We start from the raw sequence: 24950 nt of genomic DNA on the forward strand, positions 1-24950 counted from the left end.
GCTTTCATGAAACGAAGAGTTTACCCGGTCTCGAGTCCCGATGAGGCGAGCAAAAGTGTCCTCGTTGACGCCGCTGTGATGGGCGCCGCCTCCGCCCCCTTTTCCGTCCCGGCGCCCCCTGCTGCGCCCGCCATTCCCCGCGTGCTGCTGGCGGAGGAAAGCCTGCCCTACCGGCGCGTGATCCGCGAGGCGCTGATGGCCTTCCGCCTGTGCGAGGTGGATGACGCGCCCAGCGGCGAGCGCGCCTTTGAGCTGGCGCTGCAGCGCGAGTATTCGCTCTTCCTTTTCTCGCTGCCTCTGCCAGACATGGCGGGAGACATGCTGGACCGCCTGCTGAGCAAGGCCTACCCCATGGTGCACAAGGGGGTGCATGCCTCGCCGCCCGTGGTCTTCCTCATTCAGCCGGGAGATGCGATGAAGTTTCAGGAACTGCAGCGGGATGTGCGCGTGCGCGGCAGCATGCCGCTGCCGCCAAAGCTGGATGTACTGCTCTCCGTGACTTCCACGCTGCTGCCAGAGCGCCAGGGCGGCCTGGCCTTTCCTCCGTCGCTTTCCCCACCCTTCACTCCTTCCACGAATGTTTCCTGATCCCGAGCGTCTCAGCATCAAAATCTGCGGCATCACCGCGCCGCAGCAGGCCGCCGTTTTGTTTGCCCTCGGCGCGGATGCGGTGGGGATCAATCTGTGGCCCAAGTCCAAGCGCCACATGCCGCTGGATGTCGCAGTGAATTCGCTGGCAAACGTGGCGGCGAAAAACACGCTCGTGGCCGTGCTGGTGAATGCGGATGATGCCCAGCTGGACGCTGCCATTTCCAGCGGGCTTTTTCAGACGCTGCAACTGCATGGCGATGAAACTCCGCGCGATGTGGAGCGCGTGATGCAGCGCGGTGTCCATGTCATCAAGGCGCTGCAGGTGCGCGATGCGGCATCGCTGGAAAAAATCGGCGAGTTTCCCTGTGAGTCGATCCTGCTGGATGCCTACAACCCCGGCACCTACGGCGGCGGCGGGCACGCCTTTCCCTGGGAGCTGGCGGTGCGGGCAAAGGAGATGTTTCCCGGGAAAAAGATCCTGCTCTCCGGCGGACTGAATGCGGACAATGTGAAACAGGCGGTGCAGCAGACGCGCCCGGTGGCCGTGGATGTGGCCAGCGGCGTGGAGTCCATGCCGGGCAGCAAGGATCTGCTGCAGGTCGCGAAATTCATCGCGGAAGCGCGGGAAGGCTGGGCGGTGGAGACTCAGCGCCCGGGCTGAGCCTGCACGCGGCCGCCCCTGCCTTTCACGACCACGTCTTCCTGCTGCACCAGTTTTGGCGCCGCCTCCCACACGCCCACGGAATTGTCCACCAGCAGGGAGTGGGTCAAAACCGTGTTCTTGCAGCTCGTGGCATTGACCTGAAAGCCGGGGCCGCCGGATGCGGTGACCTGCACCTTCGTGAAATGGTTGCCCACGGAGCCGGTGCGGCTGCCTTTGTCCACCTGATCCACAAAGATGCCTGCACGGCCGCTGTGCCGCACCTCCAGATTCTCGAAGGTGTTTTCGCTGGAGTTGCGCATGAAGATGCCATGGCTGCCGTCGTGAAACATGCGGACGTTGAAGAAGGTGTTGTGGTCGAAGTGGATGTCCGTGGAGATGCCCGCGCTTTTGTTGTGGTGCAGATCCAGGCCGGTGAACTGGCTGCGCTCGGTTTCGTAGCAGGCCAGGCCGTCGAATTCATTGTCACTGGCGGAGAACTCCTGCACCACGAGCCGTCGGCACACCTTCTCCGTGACCATGCCGCCGGAGCGGCAATGGCTGGCGGAGACACGCAGCACGAGGATGTCCCGTGCCCGGCGAATGACCACGCCGGAGCTGCGGATGGCGGTGGAGGGGCCGGTGTCGCACACGCCATTCCAGCATTCGCCCTGCTGCTGCGCCCGGTTGCCATCGATGCGGAGGTCTGCCACGCAGACACCGCGCACAGTGTGCCTGGGTGCATTGGCTTCATCGCCGATGACCACCACCGGGCAGTTGGCCCTGGATGCCAGCCTGAGAAGCGTGGAGGGCCCCGCACCGCGCAGGGTGATGTTGTCGGAATGGATGATGACCGGCGAACTGATGACGTAGGTGCCGGAGGCGAGCACCACTTCGCCACCCGTTTTCTGAAGTGCGGCCAGTGCTTTGTTGATGCCGGCGCCGCCTTCTGCGGGCGGCACGCGAAGGGACTGGCGCTGCTCCGCCACGCTGGATGTTGCGGGTCCCAGTCCCAGCGCCAGCGCGAGGCAGAGCAAGGCAGGCTTTGCAGCAGGGGATTTCCAGAGCACTTCGCGTATCATGGTTTGCCTGAGATTCGCATCAGACCGGAGGTGCGGCTGTATCTGGACCTGAAAGCAGGCTGCCGCAGGGGCCGGCAGTCGTGCTGTGTTTGGAGTGGAAAAGACGGGGCTTGTGCAAAAGCGGGCAAGCGTCATTGATAGGCCTCGTATCCTTTGGGCTGCCAGCGGTTGTGTTTCCCGTTCTGTGCGGCTCAGCAGCAGTCCCGCCTATCTTTTTTATGCAACCCGATCCTCTCCGCCTCCGCATCTCCGCCCTCATGGGCTTCCTCTCCATCGTGCTTGGAGCTTCGGGGGCGCATGGGCCTGTGCATGACAAGCTGGTGGGCATCGGAAAAATCGCCAACTGGGAAACAGCGGTGCAGTATCACCTGCCACATGCGGTGGTGCTGCTTCTGCTGGCGCTTCTGGCAGGCACCCGACCGCTCATGATCTGGGCGTGGCGCCTGTTTTTCGCGGGCATTCTTCTCTTCAGCGGCTCGCTTTACCTGCTTGCCTACACTGGCATCACCAAGCTGGGAGCCATCACTCCCTTCGGTGGATTGAGCTTGATGACCGGCTGGGTTCTCATCGCCATGTCGGCCAAGGGAAAACAGCCGGCGTGATCAATCTGCAAGACATGTGAAAAACACGTTGCGTCATGTTCGGAGCTTGCTCCTATACCGGCCCTTCAAACAGAGGCTCGGTAGCTCAGTCGGTAGAGCAGGGGATTGAAAATCCCCGTGTCGGCGGTTCGATTCCGTCCCGAGCCACCTCTTAACAGATGATAAGAGGTGGAGGATAAGCCGAGGAGGCAACCAAGTGCATCACTGCGTAGTCGTGTGGAGTATCCAGGGGCTAACCGAGCGTCTTTAAACATTTAGTATCCTTCATCCAAATTTGTCCTCGCGTGCTCAAACGCGAATCCCCTCTCCCCCTCGATGATTTGGCATCGCCCAGAATCACCTGGGGGGAGAGGACGGGTGAGGGGGCACACAAGGCCTGCGAGGTCTAGCCTTGACCCCTCACCCCAACCCTCTCCCCGAAGGAAGAATCAGGTGTCATCGTTTTCCAGGGGCGGGGAGAGGGAGAACCGCGTTTGCACACGTGCTCTTATCAGACACAAATCGACACAGAATTCCTCACCTCACCCCAGCAACCTCTCTCCTCCCGTATACTTCTCCACCGCTTCTGGATTCAGCTCCAATCCCAAACCAGGTGTCGTCGGAATTGCGAGCATCCCATCCTCATCGAGTTTCCAGCCGCCGAGGGTGATTTCATCGATGAACGGCGAGCCGGTGAGGTATTCGACGAGATCGGTGCCTGGGAAGGCGGAGGCGAGATGGAGATCCGCGGCGAGGCCGACGGCGGTGTTCCACCCGTGCGGGATGAACTGCACGCCATGCTCCTGCGCCATCCAGGCGATGCGGCGTTCTTCGCTGATGCCGCCGACCTTGGTGACGTCGGGCTGGATGATGTCGAAGGCGCGCGCTTCGAGGAAGGGCTGGAAAGCCTGGCGGCGGGTGAGGACTTCGCCGCCGCTGATCGGCACGGGCGAGTGCTCACGAAGTTTGGCGAAGTCTTCGAGCGAGTCGGGCGTGAGCGCTTCTTCAAACCAGTGCACGTCGTAATCGGAAAGCATCTTGGCGGTGTTGAGCGCCCACTTGTAGCCGTTGGTCCAGTGCGCATCGCTGCCGCCGGCATCGACCATGAGCTTGTTGTCCGGCCCCACGGCTTCACGGGCGGCATGGACGATGGCTTCATCCATGGCCGCGCTGCGCCTGCCAAAGGGCCCCCAGCCGATCTTGAAGGCGCGGAAGCCCTGGGCTTTCACTTGCAGAAGGTGATCACGCAGCTTCTCCGGCTCGTCCATGAGCAGAGAGGCATAGGGCTGCACGCGTTCGCGATAGCGCCCGCCCAGCAGTCGCCCCACAGGTTGTCCGGTGGCTTTGCCAAGAAGATCCCACAGCGCGATATCGATGCCGCTGATGGTATGCGTGATGGAGCCGCCGCGACCGAGCCAGAACATGTTTTGGTGCAGCTTTTCGCTCACGCGCTCGGGCTCCAGTGCGTTTTCACCACGATACAGCGGCTCCAGCACGGCCAGTGCGGAGCGTACGAGCGCATCATTGGTGAACACACTGCCCAGGCCCACCGCTCCTTCGTCCGTATGCACGGCGATGAGGGTGTGGACACAGTCTTCGGGCCGGAGCTCATTGCTCCAGCCGCCTTCAGGGGTGGCTCCGCGCAAACCTGCGCAGCGGATTTCTCGGATTTTCATGGATGGCGTTGGAACAGTCGGGCTTGGGGTTGAAAGGGGACTTCGGAGTCGAGCGGAAACATCGGCCGCGCGCAGCGGGTGTGGCCGAGGCTGCGAAGATTGGCGCTGGTGGAGCCTGGCGCATCCACATCAATGTAGCGTGCGGCCCAGTCTTTGAACATGTGCCGCTCGCATTGCGGCGACTTTACGACCACGGCGCCAAAGTGCTGCGGATCGCAGCCATGTGCGTAAAACAGTGCGCGATCATAGAGGCTCACGGCGCGGCTGGTGACGATGAGCGTGATGCCGCCCGCCTGGATCACCGCGGTGTTTCCGGCCTGCCACAGCTCACGCGTGGTCTCGCTGTGAAACCAGCCGTCTGAGAGCATGCGCACGCGCCCGGTGATGGGCAGTGGTGTGAAGCGTGCGGGATCCAAAGCGCCGCCGACCGTGGTGCTGATCTCCTGGCCTATTCCGGCACGAAACGCCGCCTCCACCGCCGCAGCATCCACGATGGGAATCAAGGCGGTGCCTGCATAGCCTGCATCAAGCAGCGCACGCAGGATCGCATTGCTGTCTCCCGAAGCGCCGGAGCTGGTGGCATCCGCCGCATCCACGAGCACGACGGTGCCGTGGTCATTCGCGATGGTCTGCTGCGCGGCATCCTCAAGGCTGGTGAGAGGGACCTGCATCTTCTCATGATGTTCCCAAAACAAACCAGCGATGCGCAGGGCCTCGCGCTCGGCATAGGCTGGGTCGTTGTTGGCGACCACAAAACTGTTCGAGGCGAGCGCTGGCACGTCCGTGAAGGGATTGCCCCACATCATCGCCGCGGAGAGCCCGCCCGCGCTTTGCTCGATCTCCATCGCTGCATTCACCGCGTGGCGAATGGAGCCCGAGGCGGTGATCAATTCATCGCCGCGCACCAGCGCGGGCACACGCACCATGGCGGTGACGGGTTTTACCTCGCCTGCCAGGATGCGGAGAAGCAGCCGTGCAGAACGTTCGCCAGTGCTGAAGAAATCCACATGCGGATAGGTGTGAAAAGCCACAGCCGCATCGCTCTGCTCCAGCATCAGCTCAGTGAGGATGCCATGCAGATCGAGCGAGATGACGATGGGCACTTTCTCGCCGACGATCTTGCGCGTCTCCTTGAGCAGCCAGCCTTCGGGATCATTCACGCTCTGAGTGGCCATCGCGCCATGCAGGGAAAAGTAAATGCCGTCCACTGGCGGAGCGGCACGAATGCTGGAGAGAATCTCCTCCGCGATGCGCTCAAATGCCGCGTCTGCCAGCGTGCCTCCCGAGGTGATGAAGTGGGCGCTGCAGGTGGGTACCAGCTCCACGCCCGGCGTGGAATCGAACACGCTCAGCGCGCCGCCCACCTCGCTGCGTACCTGACGGTGATAATCAAGAATCGACTGCCCGTGGCGGAGCGTGAAGTCATCGTATCCGCTCAGGTGGGGATTGAAGGTGGAGACTTCCTGTTTGCATTCAGCGATGAGGATTCGGGGCATGGGAGAGCTATTCTACGGTCCAATTGCGCCAGCCTTCCGCCAGTCTTCATCAAAGTATCCGGCCAGGACGGTTTTTCCTTCAGCACCCACCTTGATGACCGCCCAGTCTCCGAGACGTGGGAAGAGCAGGTAGTTGAAGGCGGCAAACTCTTTCTCATGGAAGGTGTGGCCGCTGTTGATGACGAGGTAGCGTCCTTTCGCCAGCGGACTGGCGGTGATGAAGGCCGGGGCATGATCCCGCGCCGACTGCACCTCCGCGCCCAGGCGGACTTCGTCGCGGGTCCACGTCACTGGAAGCTGGGGCAGCGCCTTGCCAATCCATGAATTGCTGCCGGGATCTCCAAAGAGGATGAGGTTCTTTTCGCGGAGGTCCTGCTCCGTTACATCGGTGTCGTCCTTCACGGGCAGGCTGCCACGCATGTAGCGCGCCCATTCGTATTCGAAGCGCTTCAGCTCCGCATGCGCCCACGTGTTCACCGCCGCATTCCATGACTGACCGGTGCCACGCACGCAGAGGAAGGGCGTGGTGAAGGCATCGTCGATGGGGCCTTGCAGGCCGGGTTGTTTGCCCGTGAGTTCCACCTGCTCTCGCACACCCTCGCAACGCCACGCGCCGCCGGAATGAGTGAAGACGAGGGCGCTGCCTTCCGGCTGCGCGGGGAGCGGGATCTCCACGCCATCGATGCTCAGCGTTCCCACTGGACGATGAATCGCAAAGCGCGTGATGTTGCGCGCCTCGCTCACACGCATGCCGTCTACGGTGATGCTGGCGCGGAATTCAGCGCGCTCGTAGTGCCTGCCCAGCTTCAGGATTTCCAGCCAGTGGCAGCGGTTGTATTTCAGCGTCCACGTCACGAAGCGAAGCTGCTGCGGATCGTGATCGAGACCTTTGGCGGCGTATTCACCGATGCGGCGCATCTGCTCGGCATGAGTCTTGGGCTCGATGACATGCCCCGTGCCCTGGGAGATGAGATTGGTGAAGGGAACGCCTTCCTTTGCAAACGCCTCGCCCATGATGACGTGCGCCTGGAAGAAAACATCCTTGTCGCCGATGCAGGCGATCTCAGGCACCATGGCGGCATTGGCTGCATAGTCCACGGAGTCGAGCATGTGCAGTCCCATCTCCTGGTGCGGCGGCAGCGGACCGACTTTGACGAAGCCTGGGATGGGCGTTTCGGAGAAGCGGTGCGTGTCCACGTAGCCGCAATACGGCCCGATGGCGACGAAGCGGTCCGGGTGCTTCAGGCCGAGGTGCCAGGTGCCCGATGCGCCCATGGACATGCCGCGCAGCACGATGCGGCTGCGGTCGATCTTGTAGTTTTTGCACACGGCTTCGATCGCCTCAAACACATCCGTCTCGCCCGCCCAGCGGTAGCAGTTTTCCACCCGGCCCAGCGGATGCAGCTCAATGTAGTCCACGTCAGGCGCATTGCCTTTGTCTTCGTCGCCTTCATCAAAACGGCTGATGAACTTGAGCTCGCTCATGCCAACGGGTTTGGAGCTGCCGTGCAGCACGACATCGAGGCGCATGGGTTTGCTGCCGTCGTATTTTTTTGGGATGATCACGCCATAAGGCTGCGTGGAGCCGTCGATGGCGGAGATGAAACCGCGAATGACTTTTCCCTTCTTGGCGGCCCAAGGCGCATCTTTGGATGCCATGCGTTCTGCGTCCCGCTCAACGGCGCGTTCGATGAGCGTGATGTCCGCTGGTGAGAAGCCGGTGTCGAAGGACAGCGCGCGCTCCACTCCCGCCGAGAATACGCCGATGTCTCCGCTGATCCGCTCGCGCTCGATTTCAGAACGTCCCAGCACGGGCGCGGTGGACAGCCGCACCGCCAGCAGCCCTTTCTGCTCGAAGGTCAGTGCGCCTGCTTCACGCAGCACGTATTCCATGGCGGTGACGGTGTCTTCGTAAGTCGTCGAGTGCCCGCCCGCCTCACGGTGGATGCTGAGCACCTTGCGTTTGCCCAGCCGCAAGGTTTCCGCCAGCCGCAGCACGCTCTGCGGTGGAACGACGTCGTCCTTGCCTCCAGTCGTGAATGCCACGGGCATGGTGAACTTCTCCGGCCAGAGTTCAGCACTGCGCTTCTGATACTCCTCGGGCTTTTCAGTCTTGGAGCCGCCGTAGGAAGCGGTGCGTGCGTCCTGAAACTTTTCATACTCCAGCAGATTGGCCGTGCCATTGAGGCTGCATACCCCTGCCACAAGATCTGGATGCAGCGCCGCAAAAGTCAGCGCCGCCGTGCCACCCATGGATCCTCCGGCGATGAACACGCGGTTCACATGGTGCCTCCGTTTCACTTCGCTGATGATCTGCACCACATCCGCCTCTGCCGCAGGTCCCATCCACGAAGTCCTCGCGCGGTAGTCGGGCGAGACGAGGATGAGTCCAAACTTCTCCGCCACATCGCGCAGTCCTTTGCATTCACCACGCGGATCCTTGATGAACTGCCAGCGGTCGGAGCCATGGCCATGAAGCGCGATCACGGCATCGCAGGCCAGCAGGTATTCATAGGACTCCGGCAGCAGCTCCACATAGCGCTGCTCCGTGCCATCAAGCGAGGACTTGAAGGCGATGTCCTGCGGCTCGGCGAACAGCGCGCCAGCCTGCGTCAGCAGGAGGGCGATGAAGGAGAGAAGGGGGCTCATCGGTTTCAAATGAGGAGTGTGTTTACTCATTCTGCAGTCGGGGTTCCAGTTTGGAGGCGAGGTCGCGCCTGACCCAGGTTTTGATGCCAGCGACAAGGGCGGCACCTGCCAGGAGGTAAGCCAGCGCGGTGAAGGAAAGCATGCGGTCAATGCCAAGCGTCTGCTTCCACATGCCGCCGAAAAGCGTGGCGAAGCCGGAGGTGATGGCGCCAAAGAAGTTCAGCATGCCGACGGCAGTGGCGCGGGCGGAGGAGGCGATGATGTCGAAGGTGGCGGGAAAGATGTTCGCGATGAAAAGTCCGCTGAAGAGTCCAAAGCCTGTCGCGGCGATGCGGGTGGCGAGGAGCGTGTCGCTGTTGCCCAGCGCATGGATGCAGGGGGCGGAAAGCACGAGGCCGCACACCATGAGCCAGAAGCGGGCGGACTGGGTGCGGTGGTAGAGCGCGTCTGCGATCATGCCGCCGCCGATCACTCCGGCAAAGGTGGCCGTTTGCAGGAAGACGGTGGCATTGAAGGCGGCGTCTGCCTGATTGAGGTGGAATTTGTCGTGCAGAAAAACGGGCAGCCAGCCATAAAGCAGCCAGATGCCGAAGACGAACACGGGGAAGACGAGGCACAGCAGCAGGAAGGTGCCCGACCGCAGGAGGGCGCTGAAGGTGAGGCCCTTTGCCGCCGAGGTCTCTTCCGCGCGTGGTTCTTCCACGCGGCGGAGGAAGGCGAAGTAAGGCAGGGCATACAGCACGCCGACCGCACCGAGCGCAAAGAAGGCCACGCGCCATTCCCCGCGGTCCGCCATCCAGCCGCCAAACCAGCTTCCAGCCACGGTTCCTGCGATCTGCCCCGTCATGAGCACGGACACCGCACGCGAGCGGCGTGCCGCAGGGTAGGCTGCGGCCGTGAGCGCCACAGCGCTGGACATGTAGAGAGACTCCGAAACACCCATGGCCGCACGCATGGCCAGCAGAGCCGCACCCGAGGCGACAAGACCGGTGCCGACCGTGACGAGGCTCCACACGACGAGACTGAGCACCACCAGCAGCCGCTTGGAGAAGCGGTCTCCCAGGTAGCCGGACACCGGGCAGCCGACGGCATAGACCCAGAGAAACATCGCGCCAACGAGGCCGAGCTGCTGATCGCTCATTTGAAGCCCTGTCTTCAGCGCAGGGAACATCGAGAAGACGGCCTGGCGGTCGCAGTAGTTGAGGAAATACGCGAACCACATGAACGCGACGAGCATCATGGCGCTCTTCGCAGCCTGCGGTGGAACGGGGCGCGATGGTGCGGGATTCATGCGCGCAGCACTTCACGTTCGCTGACTTGTCTGGCGATCACTGCCACGCAGTCGCCCTGCTGCGTCAGGCAGGGCGCACGCATGGTGATCAAATAGCCGGCGCTCTGCGCGAGGATGGGTTCCGGCGCACGGTCAGGCCGCTCCATGTGGTGGATGCAGCCGACAGTCTGGCCTTTCCTGACCTTCGCCCCGAGATCCACGGTGATTTCAAAGATGCCTGACTCCGGCGCGAGGATGTAGTCTTCACGATTGGTGGCCTGCGTGATGATGGCGGGCGCTTTGCGCGGCAGCACACGACCTTTGAGCGCGCCCACATGAATGAGCACATTCTTCAAGCCGCCCTGCGTGATGCGATGCACGCTGGCGGGAATGCATTCGCCTCCGCCGAGTTCGGTGGTGACGACGAGCTTCCCCTGGTTCTCCGCCTCCACCGGCAGCAGGCCTGTACCAGCGATGTCCGCGTAGATGAAACAGAACTCGGTGCCCCAGGCGAGCATGGCGGCAAACATGCGCGCGCGCTGCTCGCGGTCCGGCACCAGGTGCATGTGCGCGCAGGGCACAAACTCCATGCTGCGCCCGCCGGAGTGCATGTCGATGACGACATCGCTGAGCGGAAACAGAACGGTGCGCAGGTAATGCGCAATCTGGCTGGTGACCGGGCCTTCGGCTTCGCCAGGAAAGGCGCGGTTCATGTTCATGCCATCAAGCGGAGAGAGGCGCGTGGCGGCACGTGCCGCGGGCAGGTTCAGCGAGGGAATGAGGATGATGCGGCCCGTGACTTTTTCAGGGGTGAGTTCGCGTGCGAGATTCATGGCGGCGATCTGGCCCTGGTACTCGTCCCCATGATTGCCCCCCAGCACGAGCACGGTCGGGCCTTTGCCGCGGGAGACGACGGTGATGGGGATCATCACATTGGCCCAGCCGCCGAGGTTGTGGGAGTAGGGCACTTGCAAAAAGCCCTGCTGCTTGCCCTGTTTGCCGAAATCGAGGGAGGTGATGACCATGAAACACCTACGCTGCCAGGGAGCGGCACCTCACGAACTAATTTGCCATCGTGGCCCCGCAGCCTGCCACGGCACCGATGAGAAAATCAGACGTGCTTCACGCCTTTGTAGGGGAAGCGGCAGATCACACTGACACCACCGCGGGGGCGGGATTTGAGGGTGAGGCTGCCGTCGATGAGATCGGCACGATAATGCATGACGCGGAGGCCGATGCCCCCATTTTCCGTCGTGTTCTTGCGGATTCCGGTGCCATTGTCCTCGATCTTGAGCACGGCTTCGAGGTCCCCGCGGCGCTGCAGGGAAAGCTTGATCCTGCTGGGGTGGCCGTGGCGCAGGGCGTTGTTGGCGGCTTCCTGCGCGATGCGGTAGATGTGCGTCTCCTTCTCCGCGTCCTCAATCCGGATGTCGGAATCGATCTCGCAGGAGCATGCAGTGCGGTGATTGGTGCGGATGGTATCCGCCAGAAGATGAAGAGCACCGACGAGCCCGCGGTTTTTCACGGAGGCAGGCGAAAGGCTGTGGGACATGTGGCGGACTTCCTGAATGGCATCCTTCATGAGGTGATGGATGCGGGAGGCGCTCTCGCGCTGCTCGCCAGAAAGCTCGTGTTCCAAGGCCTCGATCAGGCTGGAAACGCCGGTCATCGTCTGACCGACGCCGTCATGAAGATTGTGGCCGATGCGCGCCTGCTCCTGCTCCGAGATTTTAAGGATCTCTTTTTGCAGGCGATAGCGCTCCGTGAGGTCTGTGCCGGTGACAATGATGCGGTCTACGACGCCTTCGGGAGTCTTGGTGATGATGCTTGAAAGGGCGACGATGTGGCGCTTGCGGTCCTTGCCAATGAGAGTGACCTCGCTGGTGGGGATGTTCTTGCCGTTGAGCATCTCGCGGAAGCGTTTTTGGGAGCGGGACTTTTCCGCGGCATCCATGAACTTGGACTCCCAGGGGGGCAGCTTGCCCACCAGATCGTTCCGCTTGAAGCCGAGCATCTGCAGCGTGGCCTCGTTCATGTGAATGAGGCGGCCGTGACGGTCCAGCAGGATGATGATGGCGGAGGTGTGGCTGGCCAGGATTTCATTGAAGGCCTGCTCGCGCCTGAAGTTGGCCTCGGCAAGCTTTCGGCGGGTGATGTCCTCCACCATGGCGAGCACCTGGTTGGGGCGTCCGCTCATGGTGCTGAGCAGCGAGGCGTTGAGGTTCACCCAGACGACGGAGCCGTCCGGGCGCACATAGCGCTTCTCCCATTGGAATTCCGGAGATTTGCTCTCCTTGAGCTGTGCGTGCAGGTTCCAGCTCCTGGCGCGGTCATCCGGAAAGGTGATCTCCTCGAAGCTGATCTTGAGCATCTCCTTGCGGGATCTGCCGGTGATGGTGCAGTAGCGCTTGTTGACGTCCACAAAACGGCCGGTCGCAAAATCAATGAGTCCCACACCGACGACGGCCTGCTCAAAGACGGCACGGAAGCGCACCTCGCTTTCGATCAAGTCCTGCTCCGCCTTCTTGTGCTCGGTGATGTCCTGAAACGTGCCGATGAGCTTGACGGTCTTGCCATGGCGCCGGACGGCGGTGCCTTGAGAACGCGCCCAGAAGTGACGGCCTTTGGCTGTGATGACAGGAAGTTCCAGCTCGTAGGATTTGCCATGGTCGATCGCTTCTTTCACCGCCGCACGGATGAGCGGCTGCGCCTGCGGGGCGTAAAACTGAATCGCCTGCGCAAGAGAGGGAGCGCTGGCAGAGTCGATCTCGAACAGGCGGCAGGTTTCGAGGGACCAAAAGAGCGTCTGCGTTTGCACGTCCAGCTCCCAGCCCCCGATCTTCGCCATCTCCCCGGTGCGCTCCAGCAGCTCGGTGGTGCGGGAGAGCTTTTGCTCGGTGATTTTGCGCTGGGTGATGTCCTTCATGATGGCGATGTGCCGTGAGGGCGGGTCGCCTTTTTTCCAGAGGGGAGAGACCGTGAGTGCAACCCAGGTGACGCTGCGATCCTTGTGGAGGAGGCGCTGCTCAATGGTGAAGGTCTGCAGCAGCCCGGCCTTGAGGCTCTGCATGTGGTTCACGTTGGCCTGCAGGTCTTCGGGATGAATGATGTCGGCGAAGGTGAAGCCGGTCATTTTTTTGCAGTTCAACCGGGTGATGTCGCAGGCGCGTTGATTGACGTTGATGAAGCGGCCCGTGTTGCTGTCGATCAAAGCCACGCCGATGGCGGCCTGCTCAAAGACGGCGCGGAACTGCGCATCGCTCTCGCGCTTGCTTTCTTCGGCAGCCCGGCTTGCGGTGATGTCTGTCAGCAGGGCCAGCGCGCCGACGTAGACGCCCTGGCTGTTGTGAATGGGGTTGGTGGAAACGTAGGCCCACAGGGCGGAGCCGTCCTTGCGGATGTATTTGAATTCAAACTGTGCAGAGATGCCGTTCCTGCGGTTTCTGAGGTGATATTCCAGCAGCGCTTTGCCTTCATCGTCGAGGAAATCGCTGATCGGGCGGCCGATCATTTCCTTTTCCTTGTACCCCATCATCTGCGCCATCTTGGGATTGACGTAGTCCGTCAGGGCGTCGGCATCGATGGTCCAGATGCCTTCGACGGCAGTCTGCACGATGCGGCGGTATCGCTCCTCGCTCTCATGCAGGGCGATCTCCGACCGCCGGCGCTTGGTGATGTCATTGATGCTGCCGGACAGGTGGGTCACACGTCCCGAGCCGTCCATCACGGGGGTGACAGAAATCTTGCCGTATTTGATTTCCGAGCCGATCACACATGTCTCGTCCCAGCGCACAGTGTGGCGTGTGCGAATGGCCTGGCGGCAGTGCTTGAGCACGCGGGTGCAGGCGGGCTCCTGGAGGAATTCGTCCAGCTTCCTGCCCAAGACCTGCCCGGTCTTCAGGCTGGCAGTCGCAAGAAAGCAAGTGTTGGCAAAGACCAGGCGCAGCTGCTGCCGCGGCTCCACCGCGAGGCTGAAGAGCGCGGCATCCACATGATTGTAGAGCTGGGCGAACTGTTCACTGGTGGGAGGTGCGGCGTTTTCCCCGGGAAAAGATCCAGCCGCGGCCGTGGCTTTGCGTCTGGCGGATGCAGTCTGGGGAGGTTTCTTCATGGAAAAGACGTTCACCGAGTTTAGCGGGTCGACTCTAGCCACTGCCGAACATCTAAGCAAGCTCCTTGGCTTGATGCTCAGAGGGTGACGCAGCTGGCCACGATCTCTTCGGCGAGGCCGGGAATCTTTGCCAGAGTGCGGAAAGGTGTGTCCCGCAGGGCAGGGACGTGCAGCGTGTCATTTCCCATGCTGTGCAGCAGGCGGTCCAGCGCCTGGCCGAAAGCCGTGACGGCAGCACTTTCCTCCGCTGGATCATGCCGCAGACCATTGAGCAGCGCCACGTGCTCGTAGCGCTGCAGCCACTCGGCGGCACGCGGGCGGTAGCGCTCAATGATGAGCCGCATGAGGCTCTCGGCAGAGCGGGGCTCGGCTTCACGCAAAACCTGGAACGCAAGGCAGCGCGCCACATCGGCCGCAGCGCTGATGAGGCCGGGTTCATTCACACCGATCTGATCGTGGGCCAGGCTGCGGTGCCGGTGCTCAAAGTGGAAGCCAAGATCCACCTGACACTGTTTTTCACACGGCAGATGACGGAAGGATTCGCAAAGAATGGCGATCTCCAGCCCCCAGCCTCCCGGCAGGCAGAAGTGCTCCAGAGACTGCATGTCCGCGGCAAATTCGCCGGAGAGAGGATAACGGAAGCTGTCAAGGTATTCGAGCAGGGGCTTGCTGCCCAGCACATCCCGGCAGGCCTGGATGAGCGGGAAGATGAGCAGGCGGGTGACGCGGCCATAGAGGCGGTCTGAGACGCGGCTGTAGTAGCCTTTGGCAAACCGGTAGCCCATGCGCGGGTGCAGCAGCGGGTAGCAGAGACGCCAGAGAATGTCCCGGCTGTAATTCAGGATGTCCGTGTCGTGACTGACGATGTTGCCTTCAAACCGGCGCGCATGCAGGAAGGCAATGCCCATCCAGATGTTGGAGCCTTTGCCGGCATGCGGCCCGGCCAGGCCGGCCTCGTCCATGCGGTGATACACCTGCGTGAGCTGCGGGCCGTCATTCCAGAGCACGTGCGCTTTCTTTCCACGGAGGTTCTGGCGGATGAGGACCAGCGCGCGCTCATGCTCGGCGGCGTTCATGCCGTTCATGCTCAGGACCACCTCCGAGATGTGTCCGGCCTGCGAGACTTCCTCCAAAATACGGGGCAGGGCAGGGCGTTCGCACTCGGCATAGAGGGCGGGCAGGAGAAGCGCCACCGGCTTGTCTGCGGCCCAGTCCTGCATCTCGGCTTCACGTGCAGAGCTGTCGCCGTGAGCCAGGTGGTGGAGTGTGGGCACGCGAGCGTGCTGGTAAAAATCTGCCATGGGGTTGGGGAAACCCTCAAATACACAGTCCCTGCGCTGCGCGAAACGAAAATGTTTAAATCTGCACGGTAGTGTCGCTGCCGGGGCGCTGCCTGCTGGCATCGTCTTCGGCGTCGGCGTCCGTGCCGTTGAGCGCCAGCGTTTCCAAACCGGGGTCGATCTCCAGTGTTTCCGCTTCGATCTCGATCTCCTGCCGCCATTTGCGCGAAACCCATGGGCGCGCCAGACCATAGAGCAAATAGCTCACAAACAGCACGGCGGGCATCCAGTGCCAGTTCATCACGGTGAAGGCGACGACGAAAATGCTGATGAGCACCCAGTGGAAGGAGCGCTTGGTGCGCCAGTTCACCGCCTTGAAGCTGGGGTATTCCAGGCTGCTGACCATGAGGTAGGAGAGCAGGGCCATGAGGCCGGCGAGAGCGTACTTCCAGTTTCCGATCTCGCGCTCCGTGCTGTCCAGCCAGATGATGAGGAGCGTCAATGAGGAAATGACACCCGCCGCCGCCGGGATGGGGCAGCCGCGGAAACCCTTCATGCTGCACTTCACGTCCGCTGCGGCAAGGCAGTTGAACCGCGCCAGACGCATGGCTCCGCACACCAGATACACGCAGGAGATCAGCCAGCCGAGACCTTTGGGTGTGTCGATCTCTTTCAGCACGATGTCATGCACCAGCAGCGCGGGCGCCACCCCGAAAGAGACGATGTCCGCCAGGGAGTCCAGCTCCCGGCCAAAGGGGCTCTCCGTGCCGCCCATGCGGGCCACGCGACCGTCCAGTGCATCAAACAGACAGGCCAGCAGGATGAAAACAATGGCGTAGTGGTAATGCTGGTAATGGTTTGGGACCGTGTTCATCGCCAGATGACGGCCGTCGAAAATCTCCAGGATGGCAACGAAACCGCAGAGAATGTTTCCCGCCGTCATCATTGTGGGCAGGACGGGGATGCGTGGCTCTTGATCGGGAGACATGGGACAAGGTGAATGCAGAATGGCGAATGTCGAATGCTAGATGCTGGCTCAGGGGAGGGCCAGGGTGCATGGAATGCACTGAGTATACGGAGCTGGTTCAGACTCCGGTTCTTCGTATTCTGCGGAGCGGTCTGAGCAGGCTCACTTCTCCGTCTCCGCCGTGAGCATGTATTTCCATGCCTCGATATAGCGTTCTTTGTTTTTCGGGCTGAGCATGGTGCCGTGAGCGGTGAGGGAGTCCACCTTGGTGCCAGGGTGGTTCGTCATGAGGATGTGTGAGCCGCCGTAAGGCGCGGCGGCGCCATCCACCGAGGTGGGCGGGCCAAACTGATCGAGCTTGAGCGCTTTGAGATTGGCGATCTGCTGCGCGGGAGTGCACCCCTGACGGTCTTGATCGTGATTGAAGGCAAAGCAGGCGCTGGCAGGCGTGGCCGCGGGCCGGAGATACCAGGCCGCGGGTTTTTGCAAAGCCACGCTGAAGTCTTTGGGCGCTCCAAAACAGAGAACACGGGCCACTTTATGGTGAATGCCAATGAGGGCCGCATGCCCGCCGCCCTGGGACTGGCCGGCCACGGCGATCTTTTCCCACTTCGGCGTGCCGTCGTCATTTCTGTAAGCGCCCCAGTCCTCCTGAGGATAGCGTTTGGCAAGCAGGCCGAGAAGCTCGATGAGCCGGTTCTCGATGCTGTTTGCGCGATTGACGGAGATGAAGGGGGAAGTGCCGCCCTGAATGATGCTAAGGCGAAACTTTTCGAATGCTTCGGGGTCTTCCTCCTTGTTGCAGGCGGAGGCGGAGATGCTGTTGGGATAGCTCAAGGAGATGACGTGATACCCCAGCGAGGCCGCCGTGAGGCAGAAGGCATGTGAGGCGTAAACACGCACCGTTCCCGGCTCCAGTTCCTTTTGGTTCGCCGGCTTGGTGCCGGGAATGAAGAGCAGCAGCTGATGCCGGTCCGCAGGCAGCATGGGATTGTGCTGCACCACGATGTCCCGCTGCACATACACCCAGTGCGGCTCGTCGAATTTGGGATCCACATCGGGATGAATGGCGCTGGGCTTGAAAAGCGTGTGAGTCACGCCGTCGGTGACACGGGACCTTTGCGCCATGCACCAGGGAGCTGAAGCCAGGGCGAGAAGCCATAGGCAGGAAAGAACCAGACGACGTCGGGAGGGAGCCATGCCCCACGCTAAGCGGGGGCACAGTGCGGGCAATGAGCAAAGAGCGGGGGTGGCGGGGGGAAGTCCGATCGGGCGTGTCGCTTCTCCGGTCTCTTCCTTTACCCCCTCCCACTTGCATTGGGTGGTTTTGCCGTTATGGCATCCTTTCCACCATGCCCACTGCTGACCTTCCGCCACTGACCGGCGACATGACCATGAGCCAGGTGCTCCAGGCCTACCCTGGGGCGCAGAGGGCGTTGTTTGCGCGTTATCACATCGGCGGCTGCAAAAGCTGCGGCTTTCAGCCGGGAGAGACGCTGGCGCAGGTGTGCGAGCGGAATGAAAACATCCCTGTGGCGGAGGCCGTGGCGCACATTCAGGAAAGCCACAAGGGGGATGCCTCGCTGCAGATCTCTCCGCAGGAACTGGAAGTGCTGCTGCGCAACATGCCCGACCTGGCGCTGCTGGACGTGCGCACCCGAGAGGAGCATGAGGCGGTGAAGCTGCCGGGGGCACGGCTGCTCACCCAGGAGCTGGTGCAGGACATCTTTACCAACGGCGACAAAACAAAGACTCTCGTGCTCTACGACCACACCGGATCGCGCTCTCTGGATGCCGCGGCGTATTTCATCGGGCACGGCTTCGCGGAAACGAAATGCCTCACAGGCGGGATCGACGCCTACAGCACGCAGGTTGATCCAAGCCTGCCGCGCTATCGTATCGAAATCGAAGACTGAACCACAATCATGGACGAAGCCGCCCTCCAGCAAGCCCTCACGGACACCCAGAATCTCGGCGAAATGCCTGACGCCGATGCCGTGGGCACGGTGGGCAGCCCCGACTGTGGCGACATGGTGCGGCTTTGGATCAAATACAAAGAGAAGGACGGCAGAAAGGTCATCGACAAAGCCAGCTTCCAGAGCTTCGGCTGCCAGACCGCCATCGCCGTCGCCAGCATCGCGACCGAGTTGATTCGTGGCAAAACCAAGGAAGAAGCTCTGTCCCTTTCCGCCGAAGAACTCAGCAAGCCCCTCGGCCCGCTGCCACCCATGAAGATTCACTGCGGCCAGATGGTGGAAGGCGCGCTGCGTGCTGCGCTGGAAGCCGAACAGAAGGCCGCGCCTGCTTCCGCCGCGCCCATGGCTGTCGATCAATCCGGCACTCTTGCAGATGCCCTCAGTGCCGCTGGCAAGACGCAGGGCAAAATCAAAATCGTTCTGACATCCTAGTCCGGCTTCAGCCTTTATCCTTCCTCATCCTCCTTTCCTCAAATGCATTCCTCCCTTGAACTCAAACGCGAAGTCGATGCCGTCCAGATTCCGAGTGGCGATCTGATCAAGCTGCCGCTCGGCATGAAGGTCATCATCACGCAGTCGCTCGGCGGCACCTACACCGTGGCCACGGACTTTGGTCTGGCACGCATTCAGGCGGCTGACGTGGATGCCCTGGGTATCGACCCGGAAGCAAGCAAGAAGGAGCAGGACAGCACCTCTTCCAACATTCCTGCGGACGTGAGCGATCTCGAAGGCCAGGTGTGGAACCAGCTCAAAAACGTCTATGACCCGGAAATCCCGGTCAACATCGTGGATCTGGGGCTCGTCTATGACTGCAAGGTGGACACCGATGCGGAAGGCAAAAACAAAGCCACCGTGAAGATGACCCTCACCGCCCCCGGCTGCGGCATGGGGCCGACGATCGCCGCGGATGCGCAGAGCCGCATCATGACCATCGAAGACATGGACGACGCTGCCGTGGAACTTGTCTGGGACCCCGCGTGGAACCAGGGCATGATCAGCATCGAAGGAAAGATGAAGCTGGGGATGATTTGAAGCCGCCCAGTTGCGCCGCAGCTGAGGCTGGCCTCCGGCTGGCGCCTGACTTCGGACGCACCCACCCACCGTTGACAATTCAAGCGCGCACAGGGATACTCAGGACATGAGTTCACTGGCCCTGGAAATCGATCTTGCGCTGCAACGCCTTGATCCCTCCAAAGCATCACGCCTCGAGCGGCTTCTGCGCGACAGTCTTGCACTAGCTCTGGGCGATGACAGGCTTGAGGCTTCTTCGCCGTCGTTTCCGGCAGCCAGCAGCCGAAGCGAGCTTTTTGCGCGCCGGTTTGCGCCTCTGGCTTCAGTGCCAGACCGTGACCTTAGAGACATTGTGAATGAAAACCGTGGCGAGGCATGACCGTCACTGCGGACGCCAGCTTTCTTGTGTCGCTTTATGGTGTGGACGTCAACACGCCGGCAGCTCGTGCATGGATGGCGGCCAATGCTGAGCCGATCTTGTTGACTGGAGCACTGCGGTTTGAGACGGAAAATGCCTTGCGTCTTGCCTGCTATCGCGGGCGCATCACGTCAACAGAGCTGAAGCGAGCCTTGTCCGAAATCGAAAGTGATCTGCTGCAAGGCATCCTCATAGCCGCGCCTTTGGACTCGGACCTGCACTGGGAAGCCTGCCGCAGGATCAGCGTTGTCCACACGCTCACCACGGGTTCGCGTGCTTATGACATCACCCATACCGCCGCAGCAGTCATGCTGAAAGCGGATGCATTCCTGAGCTTCGATCAAAAGCAGCGGGTGCTTGCTGGCCTGGAGGGATTGAACGTAGCGCCGTAGTCCAAGGACATATCTGGGGGTGCGTGGGACCAGGGCATGATCAGCATCGAAGGAAAGATGAAGCTGGGGATGATTTGAAGCTGTACGGTTGCGGCGCAGCTGCGGGCTGGGGCTGCTCCGCGTTGACACCGGTCGTGGGATGGGTGTGGCGCCCGCCCACCCGTCTAGGGCCGTGCTCCAATCGCATCAGCGGACGAACATTCTCGCAGTCGGGCGGTTTGGCGGAGTGAGCGAGGCAGCTTGCGAGCGCCCTCGACGCCCAACACGGCCGACCTGCGACAAAAGCGCCCCACGTCCAAACAAAAGCCCCGCCAGGGATGCTGACGGGGCTTTCGAATTGGGGAATCGCAGAGCGACTGGCTGTCTGTGTCTGAAATCGATCAATTAGACTCAGACGGCGGCTTCGGCACCTTTGTGGCCGAGCTGTTTCACCGCCAGATTGAGCTGGTCGTACTCGATCGGCTTCTTGATCACGGTCACGGGGCCGTGGCCGAGGATGCGGCTGAGGATTTCGCTGTCAGGGTAGCCGGTGATCACCACGATGGGAAGGTCCGGATACAGGGCCTTGAGCTGGGAATAAACTTCGTCTCCAGGTACGTCCGGAAGCTTGAGGTCCAGGAAGACGAAGTCAAACTTCTGCTTCTTGGCCATGGCGATGGCTTCCGCGCCGGTGCCGACCACAAGGCGGCCGAAACCCGCCTTCTTGAGGAACTGTTTGAAGAGCGCCTGGAGCGCGGGATCATCATCCACCACCATCACGGTAGGCTGTCCGGCTTCGTCTTCCTTGCGCAGCACGTCACGATCGAGCAGACTGCGTTTGATGCGCCAGCGGCCACCGATTTGCACCGCAGGCAACTGGCCGCGCTGTACGAGGTAGTAGACTGTGGGAAGAGGGATGCGGAGGTATTCCGCCGTCTCTTTCACGGTCATGAGTTCGGGTGTTGCTAGGTCGGCCATAAGGTGAGGTGGGTGTCGTGTTGCCTAGAATCGTCTTTTCAAAAATCGAAATTGAGTCGCGTTGGAAGGTTATTCACAATGCTCGTTTATAATTTCTATTATTACAAGGGAATTATCGGCGTTCAGCTAAATGTGTGGTTCGAGATAATTGATAGATTTGCGATTTGTAGCCACAATTGCAAATCAAAAGTGCATGCGAACTAAAAAACTTCGGAAATCCTGAAGAATTTCATACAACTGGCATCAAGCCAGAACCCACAGAACCAGCGTGCCGAATAGAGCCAGTCCATAGGTTTGTGTGATTCTCCATGGAGTCTACAATGAATGTTTGTATTCCAAAGAGTTACGCGCACGCCCGGGCCATGGTTGTTTTTGTCTCAATGAGGGGATGCAAGCAGCCCGTCGCGACTGCAAACCAGCAAGAGCACCGCAAACCCCACCCACCCATTTGCCAAGCCGCCGCAGATGGCCTAGAGAAACCCTCCCATGTCTGATTCCATCCCCAATGTCCTTGCCGAACGTTACGCCACCTCTTCCATGCGCGCCCTGTGGTCGCCCGAGGGAAAAGTGAGACTGGAGCGCGATTACTGGATCGCAGTTTTGAAAGGCCAGCGCGATCTCGGCATTCCGGTGCCGGATGGGGTGATCGAAGCTTATGAGAAGGTGAAGGATCAGGTGAACGTGGCCTCCATCATGGAGCGCGAGCGCGTGACGCGGCATGACGTGAAGGCACGCATCGAGGAATTCTGCGACCTCGCGGGACACGAGCACCTTCATAAAGGCATGACCAGCCGCGACCTTACTGAGAACGTGGAGCAACTTCAGGTTTTCCGCGCGCTTCTTGAGATCCGGTCTAAATGCGTGGCCGCACTCGCGGGTCTGGCGCGCCGTGCCAAGGAAACGCGGGACATTCCGCTGACCGCCCGCACGCACAATGTTGCCGCGCAGGTGACCACCCTGGGCAAGCGCCTGGCGATGTTTGGCGAGGAGCTGCTCGTGGCCTTTGGTGACCTGCAGCATCTCATTGCCAGCTACCCCGCCCGTGGGCTGAAGGGTGCCGTGGGCACCCGGCTGGATCAGATCACTCTCTTTAATGGAGACGCGAAAAAAGCGGCGGAGCTGGAGAGCAGCATCCTGAAGCACCTCGGCATGCCCGCGGCCTTCAATGCGGTGGGTCAGGTGTACCCGCGCAGCCTGGACCTGCAGGTGGTCGCGTCCCTTTGCCAGCTGGCCAGCGGCCCTTCCAGCTTTGCACGCACGCTGCGCCTCATGGCCGGGCAGGAACTGGCCAGCGAAGGCTTTGCCAAAGGGCAGGTGGGCTCCTCCGCCATGCCGCACAAGATGAACAGCCGCTCCTGCGAGCGCATCAACGGCCTGCACGTGATCCTCAAAGGCTACCTCACCATGGCCTCCGGGCTGGCGGGCGATCAGTGGAATGAAGGGGACGTCTCTTGCTCCGTGGTGCGCCGCGTCATGCTGCCAGACGCTTTCCTCGCCATGGACGGCCTGCTGGAGACACTGCTCACGGTGCTGAATCAGATGGAGGTCTTTGATGCCGTCGTGGAGCAGGAGCTCATGCGCTACCTGCCTTTCCTCCTCACCACCACCGTGATGATGGAAGCCGTGAAAGCCGGTGCCGGCCGCGAGACCGCACACGAAGTCATCAAGGAGCACGCCGTGCAAGTCGCCAAGGACCTGCGCACCGGCAAGGTGCGCGAGAACGACCTCCTCACCCGCCTCGTGGAAGACGTGCGCCTGACCCTCACCGCCGAAGACATGCAGCGGCTGGTGGATGCCGGCAAAGCAAACGCCGGTGATGCCCCGCAGCAGGTGGACGCCTTCTGCGACCAGGTGGCCGCCATCAAGAAGGAGTTTCCCCATGCCGCGAAGTATGAGCCGGGGGTGATTCTGTGAGTCCCTAGCTTGGATGGGAATCTTCAAGACGCTGGAGGTCTTCTGCATCACATTATCTGCTTTTAGAGGATGTTTATGCACGTGACTGACTGGCCACGCATCTTTGAAGAGCTTTATCCAGTGCCTGGAGCTGGGGAGCATGAGATCTCGTTGCTCGTGCATACTTTTGGCGTGGCCTTGTCGGCGGAAGAGTTGAGCGCGATTAGGTCTGGACAGATCAATCCATACCCGCCCACTCATCCGCTCTATGCCAGCTATGCTCCCTTCGATCCGCGTCGATGGAAGTTCCCGGCTGGCGCTCTGCCAGCCGACTATCTGGATTTTCTCTCCTGGTCGAATGGAGGCGAGTTCCGCACCGGCGACCGCTGGTTTCAGTTCTTTCCGGCCACCGACCCGGTTCACGGCTTGCGTGCCATGTTGCTGGCGTACCGTATCCCCCAGTACATGCCGTTTGCCCTGCCATTTGCCATGGATGGCGGCGGCGGATTTTATCTCTTCGATATGCGCGATCCGGCAGATGAACCTCCCATCGTCTGGGCACACGCCGGAAGCTTCGGGTGGGCGCCGGACGAGCACGTCCCGCTCGCCGCGAGCTTTCTCGCCGCGTGCGCCGGCAGATCTGCCCCAGATGCGGATCTGCATTTGGGCAGGCAGTCGCACTAGCCGCGTGAGAGGCGTATTTGGCACAGTGCCCCGAGGTGCAGCGACAGCTTCCAGGCTGCAGAATCAACTTTGCCCGCCATTGGGACATTCGCTGCCCCGCATGCTCTGCCATGAGCGAGTTTCACTTTGAGACGCTTGAGTTGAAGATGCGCGGCTGTTAGCCAGGGGCCACGCTCAAGGCGCTCAGCAAAATGGTTTGATGTTCTCGACAACGACGGGGCGCATCGAATAATTTAGCCAAACACAAAATGACACGCTATCGAGTAATCGGACTGGAGAAGGGTGCGAAGCGCATCTTGGAATGGTTTGAAGGGGAGTTGATCGGTGACGCTGACCTCAAAGACCGGTTTCAGAAAATGTGGGATGCGGTCGATCATCGGAAGTATTGCAAAAAATTGCCCGAACATCTTCGGGAATCCTGGACTTATTACTTGGTGGAAGAGCTGCTGGGCAAGGTGGTTGAGGAAACACTGGATCTCGAAAGAGCACACATATCCACAGAGCAAAGGCTGCAAGAGTGGGCTGATGCATGGAACTCGCACGGCGGTGACCGTCATTATACCATTGATGATATGCGTAAAATGGAGGAGGACCAGAATTGGAGCAACCACCACGGCCCACCCTACGAATGGAGAGAAATCGAGGCCGTTCTTAGCGGGAAGATAAAAGCATTTGGGAATGCCGGCCAGCCGCCTGATGATTACCCCAAATGCCTTGAATGCCTGGCTCCCATGGAATGGATTTACTTCTCAAGCTCCCCAGAGACATGGGCAGGCGAGTGTGGAAGAGCAGGCTGGACTGCGATTTGCAAGAAATGCAAAACTTGGAGACCATGCCGCATTTCCGTGATGAATTGACCAAGTGGTGACATGCTTTTGCGGTCTAATGCAAGGACGCCACATTTGTCTTGTTTTCAGGGCCACTGCCTCAGATGTTACTCCTTAGGACTCAATGAAAACGATGGCCTGGATTTTGATGATTGCTTTGGTGGGCACCCTTTCAGGTTGTTCCAGTGCCGCAAAGCAGAAGAAGGAAGCATCCGCTGCTTCCTTGTCGGCATCTACTCCGACTTCGACGGTCGTTGCCGCCGCCAATGAGTTCGTCAGGAAGGCTGGACTGGATTGGGGAAATCCCAAGGAGGTCAGGTGGCAGGATGGTTCACCGCCCGACAACTCCGGCAGATGGAAGGGCACGGGCGAGCCGCTCAATCGTTGGCTTGTGATTTATCCGACACCGGAGTCCGAGCTAGGTTGGGCTGGCTCCCGCGGAGTCCACG

At 60.9% G+C, this 24950-nt stretch carries 22 protein-coding genes and 1 tRNA gene; 11 read left to right on the plus strand and 12 right to left on the minus strand.

All coding sequences use genetic code 11. The features are described from left to right. Positions 1–6 precede the first annotated feature (6 nt). Together ACILSO_RS05705 and ACILSO_RS05710 are read left to right on the plus strand one after the other, a co-directional pair. A complete protein-coding gene (locus ACILSO_RS05705; RefSeq protein WP_395736410.1) occupies positions 7–588 on the plus strand; it encodes a hypothetical protein in 582 nt (193 codons plus the stop codon). Continuing rightward, the gene (locus ACILSO_RS05710; RefSeq protein WP_395736411.1) at positions 578–1252 is read left to right on the plus strand and encodes an N-(5'-phosphoribosyl)anthranilate isomerase; all 675 of its coding nucleotides are present in this window, start codon (positions 578–580) and stop codon (positions 1250–1252) included. Before ACILSO_RS05705 ends, ACILSO_RS05710 begins: the two co-directional genes overlap by 11 nt. On the opposite strand, the gene ACILSO_RS05715 is transcribed toward ACILSO_RS05710, so the two are convergent. Next, the gene (locus ACILSO_RS05715; protein ID WP_395736412.1) at positions 1237–2313 is read right to left on the minus strand and encodes a right-handed parallel beta-helix repeat-containing protein; all 1077 of its coding nucleotides are present in this window, start codon (positions 2311–2313) and stop codon (positions 1237–1239) included. The two genes, ACILSO_RS05710 and ACILSO_RS05715, sit on opposite strands and share 16 nt — an antisense overlap. Before the next feature lie 218 nt (positions 2314–2531). Here ACILSO_RS05715 and ACILSO_RS05720 point away from each other — a divergent pair, with 218 nt between their 5' ends. Next, positions 2532–2915 carry a DUF423 domain-containing protein gene (locus tag ACILSO_RS05720; protein WP_395736413.1) on the plus strand — a complete coding sequence of 128 codons (384 nt, stop codon included), beginning with the start codon at positions 2532–2534 and terminating at the stop codon, positions 2913–2915. 74 nt (positions 2916–2989) lie between these two features. Continuing rightward, positions 2990–3062: transfer RNA gene (locus ACILSO_RS05725), tRNA-Phe, on the plus strand. Between the two features lie 374 nt (positions 3063–3436). Here the strand turns inward: ACILSO_RS05725 and ACILSO_RS05730 are convergent. The 9 genes from ACILSO_RS05730 to ACILSO_RS05770 all read right to left on the minus strand — a co-directional run bounded on the left by ACILSO_RS05730 (position 3437) and on the right by ACILSO_RS05770 (position 17471). Further along, the gene (locus ACILSO_RS05730) at positions 3437–4570 is read right to left on the minus strand and encodes a mandelate racemase/muconate lactonizing enzyme family protein (RefSeq protein ID WP_395736414.1); all 1134 of its coding nucleotides are present in this window, start codon (positions 4568–4570) and stop codon (positions 3437–3439) included. After that, positions 4567–6066: a M81 family metallopeptidase gene (locus ACILSO_RS05735; RefSeq protein WP_395736415.1), complete on the minus strand. Its 1500-nt coding sequence runs from the start codon at positions 6064–6066 to the stop codon at positions 4567–4569. Before ACILSO_RS05735 ends, ACILSO_RS05730 begins: the two co-directional genes overlap by 4 nt. 12 nt (positions 6067–6078) lie before the next feature. Further along, a complete protein-coding gene (locus ACILSO_RS05740; RefSeq protein WP_395736416.1) occupies positions 6079–8715 on the minus strand; it encodes a prolyl oligopeptidase family serine peptidase in 2637 nt (878 codons plus the stop codon). A 22-nt stretch (positions 8716–8737) separates the two neighbouring features. Continuing rightward, positions 8738–10006 (minus strand): MFS transporter, encoded by a 1269-nt coding sequence (locus tag ACILSO_RS05745; RefSeq protein WP_395736417.1) that lies wholly within the window; start codon positions 10004–10006, stop codon positions 8738–8740. Continuing rightward, complete coding sequence (locus ACILSO_RS05750; protein WP_395736418.1) at positions 10003–11010, minus strand: succinylglutamate desuccinylase/aspartoacylase family protein; 1008 nt, start codon at positions 11008–11010, stop codon at positions 10003–10005. The genes ACILSO_RS05745 and ACILSO_RS05750 overlap by 4 nt, the downstream gene beginning before the upstream one ends. An 86-nt stretch (positions 11011–11096) precedes the next feature. Further along, the gene (locus ACILSO_RS05755; protein ID WP_395736419.1) at positions 11097–14096 is read right to left on the minus strand and encodes a PAS domain S-box protein; all 3000 of its coding nucleotides are present in this window, start codon (positions 14094–14096) and stop codon (positions 11097–11099) included. Between the two features lie 77 nt (positions 14097–14173). Further along, positions 14174–15397, minus strand: coding sequence for a hypothetical protein (locus ACILSO_RS05760; protein ID WP_395736420.1), 1224 nt, complete (start codon positions 15395–15397; stop codon positions 14174–14176). A 55-nt stretch (positions 15398–15452) separates the two neighbouring features. After that, positions 15453–16364, minus strand: a complete 912-nt coding sequence (pssA, locus tag ACILSO_RS05765; protein ID WP_395736421.1) for a CDP-diacylglycerol--serine O-phosphatidyltransferase — start codon at positions 16362–16364, stop codon at positions 15453–15455. 141 nt (positions 16365–16505) lie between these two features. Then, positions 16506–17471, minus strand: a complete 966-nt coding sequence (locus ACILSO_RS05770) for a BPSS1187 family protein (protein ID WP_395736422.1) — start codon at positions 17469–17471, stop codon at positions 16506–16508. 224 nt (positions 17472–17695) lie between these two features. Here ACILSO_RS05770 and ACILSO_RS05775 point away from each other — a divergent pair, with 224 nt between their 5' ends. The 4 genes from ACILSO_RS05775 to ACILSO_RS05790 all read left to right on the plus strand — a co-directional run bounded on the left by ACILSO_RS05775 (position 17696) and on the right by ACILSO_RS05790 (position 20140). Further along, the gene (locus ACILSO_RS05775) at positions 17696–18259 is read left to right on the plus strand and encodes a rhodanese-like domain-containing protein (RefSeq protein WP_395736423.1); all 564 of its coding nucleotides are present in this window, start codon (positions 17696–17698) and stop codon (positions 18257–18259) included. 9 nt (positions 18260–18268) lie between these two features. Next, positions 18269–18751: an iron-sulfur cluster assembly scaffold protein gene (locus tag ACILSO_RS05780; protein ID WP_395736424.1), complete on the plus strand. Its 483-nt coding sequence runs from the start codon at positions 18269–18271 to the stop codon at positions 18749–18751. Positions 18752–18793: 42 nt separating this feature from the next. Beyond that, positions 18794–19351 carry a putative Fe-S cluster assembly protein SufT gene (sufT, locus tag ACILSO_RS05785; protein ID WP_395736425.1) on the plus strand — a complete coding sequence of 186 codons (558 nt, stop codon included), beginning with the start codon at positions 18794–18796 and terminating at the stop codon, positions 19349–19351. 354 nt (positions 19352–19705) lie between these two features. Next, entirely contained in the window at positions 19706–20140 is a 435-nt protein-coding gene (locus tag ACILSO_RS05790; RefSeq protein ID WP_395736426.1) for a hypothetical protein, read from the plus strand. Between the two features lie 390 nt (positions 20141–20530). Here ACILSO_RS05790 and ACILSO_RS05795 read toward each other — a convergent pair whose 3' ends face one another. Beyond that, complete coding sequence (locus ACILSO_RS05795; RefSeq protein ID WP_184338467.1) at positions 20531–21097, minus strand: response regulator; 567 nt, start codon at positions 21095–21097, stop codon at positions 20531–20533. 486 nt (positions 21098–21583) lie between these two features. Here ACILSO_RS05795 and purB point away from each other — a divergent pair, with 486 nt between their 5' ends. The 3 genes from purB to ACILSO_RS05810 all read left to right on the plus strand — a co-directional run bounded on the left by purB (position 21584) and on the right by ACILSO_RS05810 (position 24531). Beyond that, positions 21584–23011, plus strand: coding sequence for an adenylosuccinate lyase (gene purB / locus ACILSO_RS05800; RefSeq protein ID WP_395736427.1), 1428 nt, complete (start codon positions 21584–21586; stop codon positions 23009–23011). A gap of 69 nt (positions 23012–23080) precedes the next feature. Then, on the plus strand, positions 23081–23674 hold the full coding sequence (locus ACILSO_RS05805) for an SMI1/KNR4 family protein (RefSeq protein ID WP_395736428.1): 594 nt from the start codon (positions 23081–23083) through the stop codon (positions 23672–23674). 248 nt (positions 23675–23922) lie between these two features. Then, entirely contained in the window at positions 23923–24531 is a 609-nt protein-coding gene (locus tag ACILSO_RS05810) for a hypothetical protein (RefSeq protein ID WP_395736429.1), read from the plus strand. Between the two features lie 84 nt (positions 24532–24615). On the opposite strand, the gene ACILSO_RS05815 is transcribed toward ACILSO_RS05810, so the two are convergent. Next, positions 24616–24867 carry a hypothetical protein gene (locus ACILSO_RS05815; RefSeq protein ID WP_395736430.1) on the minus strand — a complete coding sequence of 84 codons (252 nt, stop codon included), beginning with the start codon at positions 24865–24867 and terminating at the stop codon, positions 24616–24618. Positions 24868–24950 lie beyond the last annotated feature (83 nt).

Origin of the sequence: Prosthecobacter sp., assembly GCF_044226605.1 — a bacterium.
Taxonomy (GTDB): Bacteria; Verrucomicrobiota; Verrucomicrobiia; order Verrucomicrobiales; family Verrucomicrobiaceae; genus Prosthecobacter.

Excerpts from the sequence above, each read along its gene's own strand:
- ACILSO_RS05705 (WP_395736410.1), top strand. The coding sequence starts at position 7 with ATGAAACGAAGAGTTTACCCGGTCTCGAGTCCCGATGAGGCGAGCAAA.
- ACILSO_RS05710 (WP_395736411.1), top strand. The coding sequence starts at position 578 with ATGTTTCCTGATCCCGAGCGTCTCAGCATCAAAATCTGCGGCATCACC.
- ACILSO_RS05715 (WP_395736412.1), bottom strand. The coding sequence starts at position 2,313 with ATGATACGCGAAGTGCTCTGGAAATCCCCTGCTGCAAAGCCTGCCTTG.
- ACILSO_RS05720 (WP_395736413.1), top strand. The coding sequence starts at position 2,532 with ATGCAACCCGATCCTCTCCGCCTCCGCATCTCCGCCCTCATGGGCTTC.
- ACILSO_RS05730 (WP_395736414.1), bottom strand. The coding sequence starts at position 4,570 with ATGAAAATCCGAGAAATCCGCTGCGCAGGTTTGCGCGGAGCCACCCCT.
- ACILSO_RS05735 (WP_395736415.1), bottom strand. The coding sequence starts at position 6,066 with ATGCCCCGAATCCTCATCGCTGAATGCAAACAGGAAGTCTCCACCTTC.
- ACILSO_RS05740 (WP_395736416.1), bottom strand. The coding sequence starts at position 8,715 with ATGAGCCCCCTTCTCTCCTTCATCGCCCTCCTGCTGACGCAGGCTGGC.
- ACILSO_RS05745 (WP_395736417.1), bottom strand. The coding sequence starts at position 10,006 with ATGAATCCCGCACCATCGCGCCCCGTTCCACCGCAGGCTGCGAAGAGC.
- ACILSO_RS05750 (WP_395736418.1), bottom strand. The coding sequence starts at position 11,010 with ATGGTCATCACCTCCCTCGATTTCGGCAAACAGGGCAAGCAGCAGGGC.
- ACILSO_RS05755 (WP_395736419.1), bottom strand. The coding sequence starts at position 14,096 with ATGAAGAAACCTCCCCAGACTGCATCCGCCAGACGCAAAGCCACGGCC.
- ACILSO_RS05760 (WP_395736420.1), bottom strand. The coding sequence starts at position 15,397 with ATGGCAGATTTTTACCAGCACGCTCGCGTGCCCACACTCCACCACCTG.
- pssA (WP_395736421.1), bottom strand. The coding sequence starts at position 16,364 with ATGTCTCCCGATCAAGAGCCACGCATCCCCGTCCTGCCCACAATGATG.
- ACILSO_RS05770 (WP_395736422.1), bottom strand. The coding sequence starts at position 17,471 with ATGGCGCAAAGGTCCCGTGTCACCGACGGCGTGACTCACACGCTTTTC.
- ACILSO_RS05775 (WP_395736423.1), top strand. The coding sequence starts at position 17,696 with ATGCCCACTGCTGACCTTCCGCCACTGACCGGCGACATGACCATGAGC.
- ACILSO_RS05780 (WP_395736424.1), top strand. The coding sequence starts at position 18,269 with ATGGACGAAGCCGCCCTCCAGCAAGCCCTCACGGACACCCAGAATCTC.
- sufT (WP_395736425.1), top strand. The coding sequence starts at position 18,794 with ATGCATTCCTCCCTTGAACTCAAACGCGAAGTCGATGCCGTCCAGATT.
- ACILSO_RS05790 (WP_395736426.1), top strand. The coding sequence starts at position 19,706 with ATGACCGTCACTGCGGACGCCAGCTTTCTTGTGTCGCTTTATGGTGTG.
- ACILSO_RS05795 (WP_184338467.1), bottom strand. The coding sequence starts at position 21,097 with ATGGCCGACCTAGCAACACCCGAACTCATGACCGTGAAAGAGACGGCG.
- purB (WP_395736427.1), top strand. The coding sequence starts at position 21,584 with ATGTCTGATTCCATCCCCAATGTCCTTGCCGAACGTTACGCCACCTCT.
- ACILSO_RS05805 (WP_395736428.1), top strand. The coding sequence starts at position 23,081 with ATGTTTATGCACGTGACTGACTGGCCACGCATCTTTGAAGAGCTTTAT.
- ACILSO_RS05810 (WP_395736429.1), top strand. The coding sequence starts at position 23,923 with ATGACACGCTATCGAGTAATCGGACTGGAGAAGGGTGCGAAGCGCATC.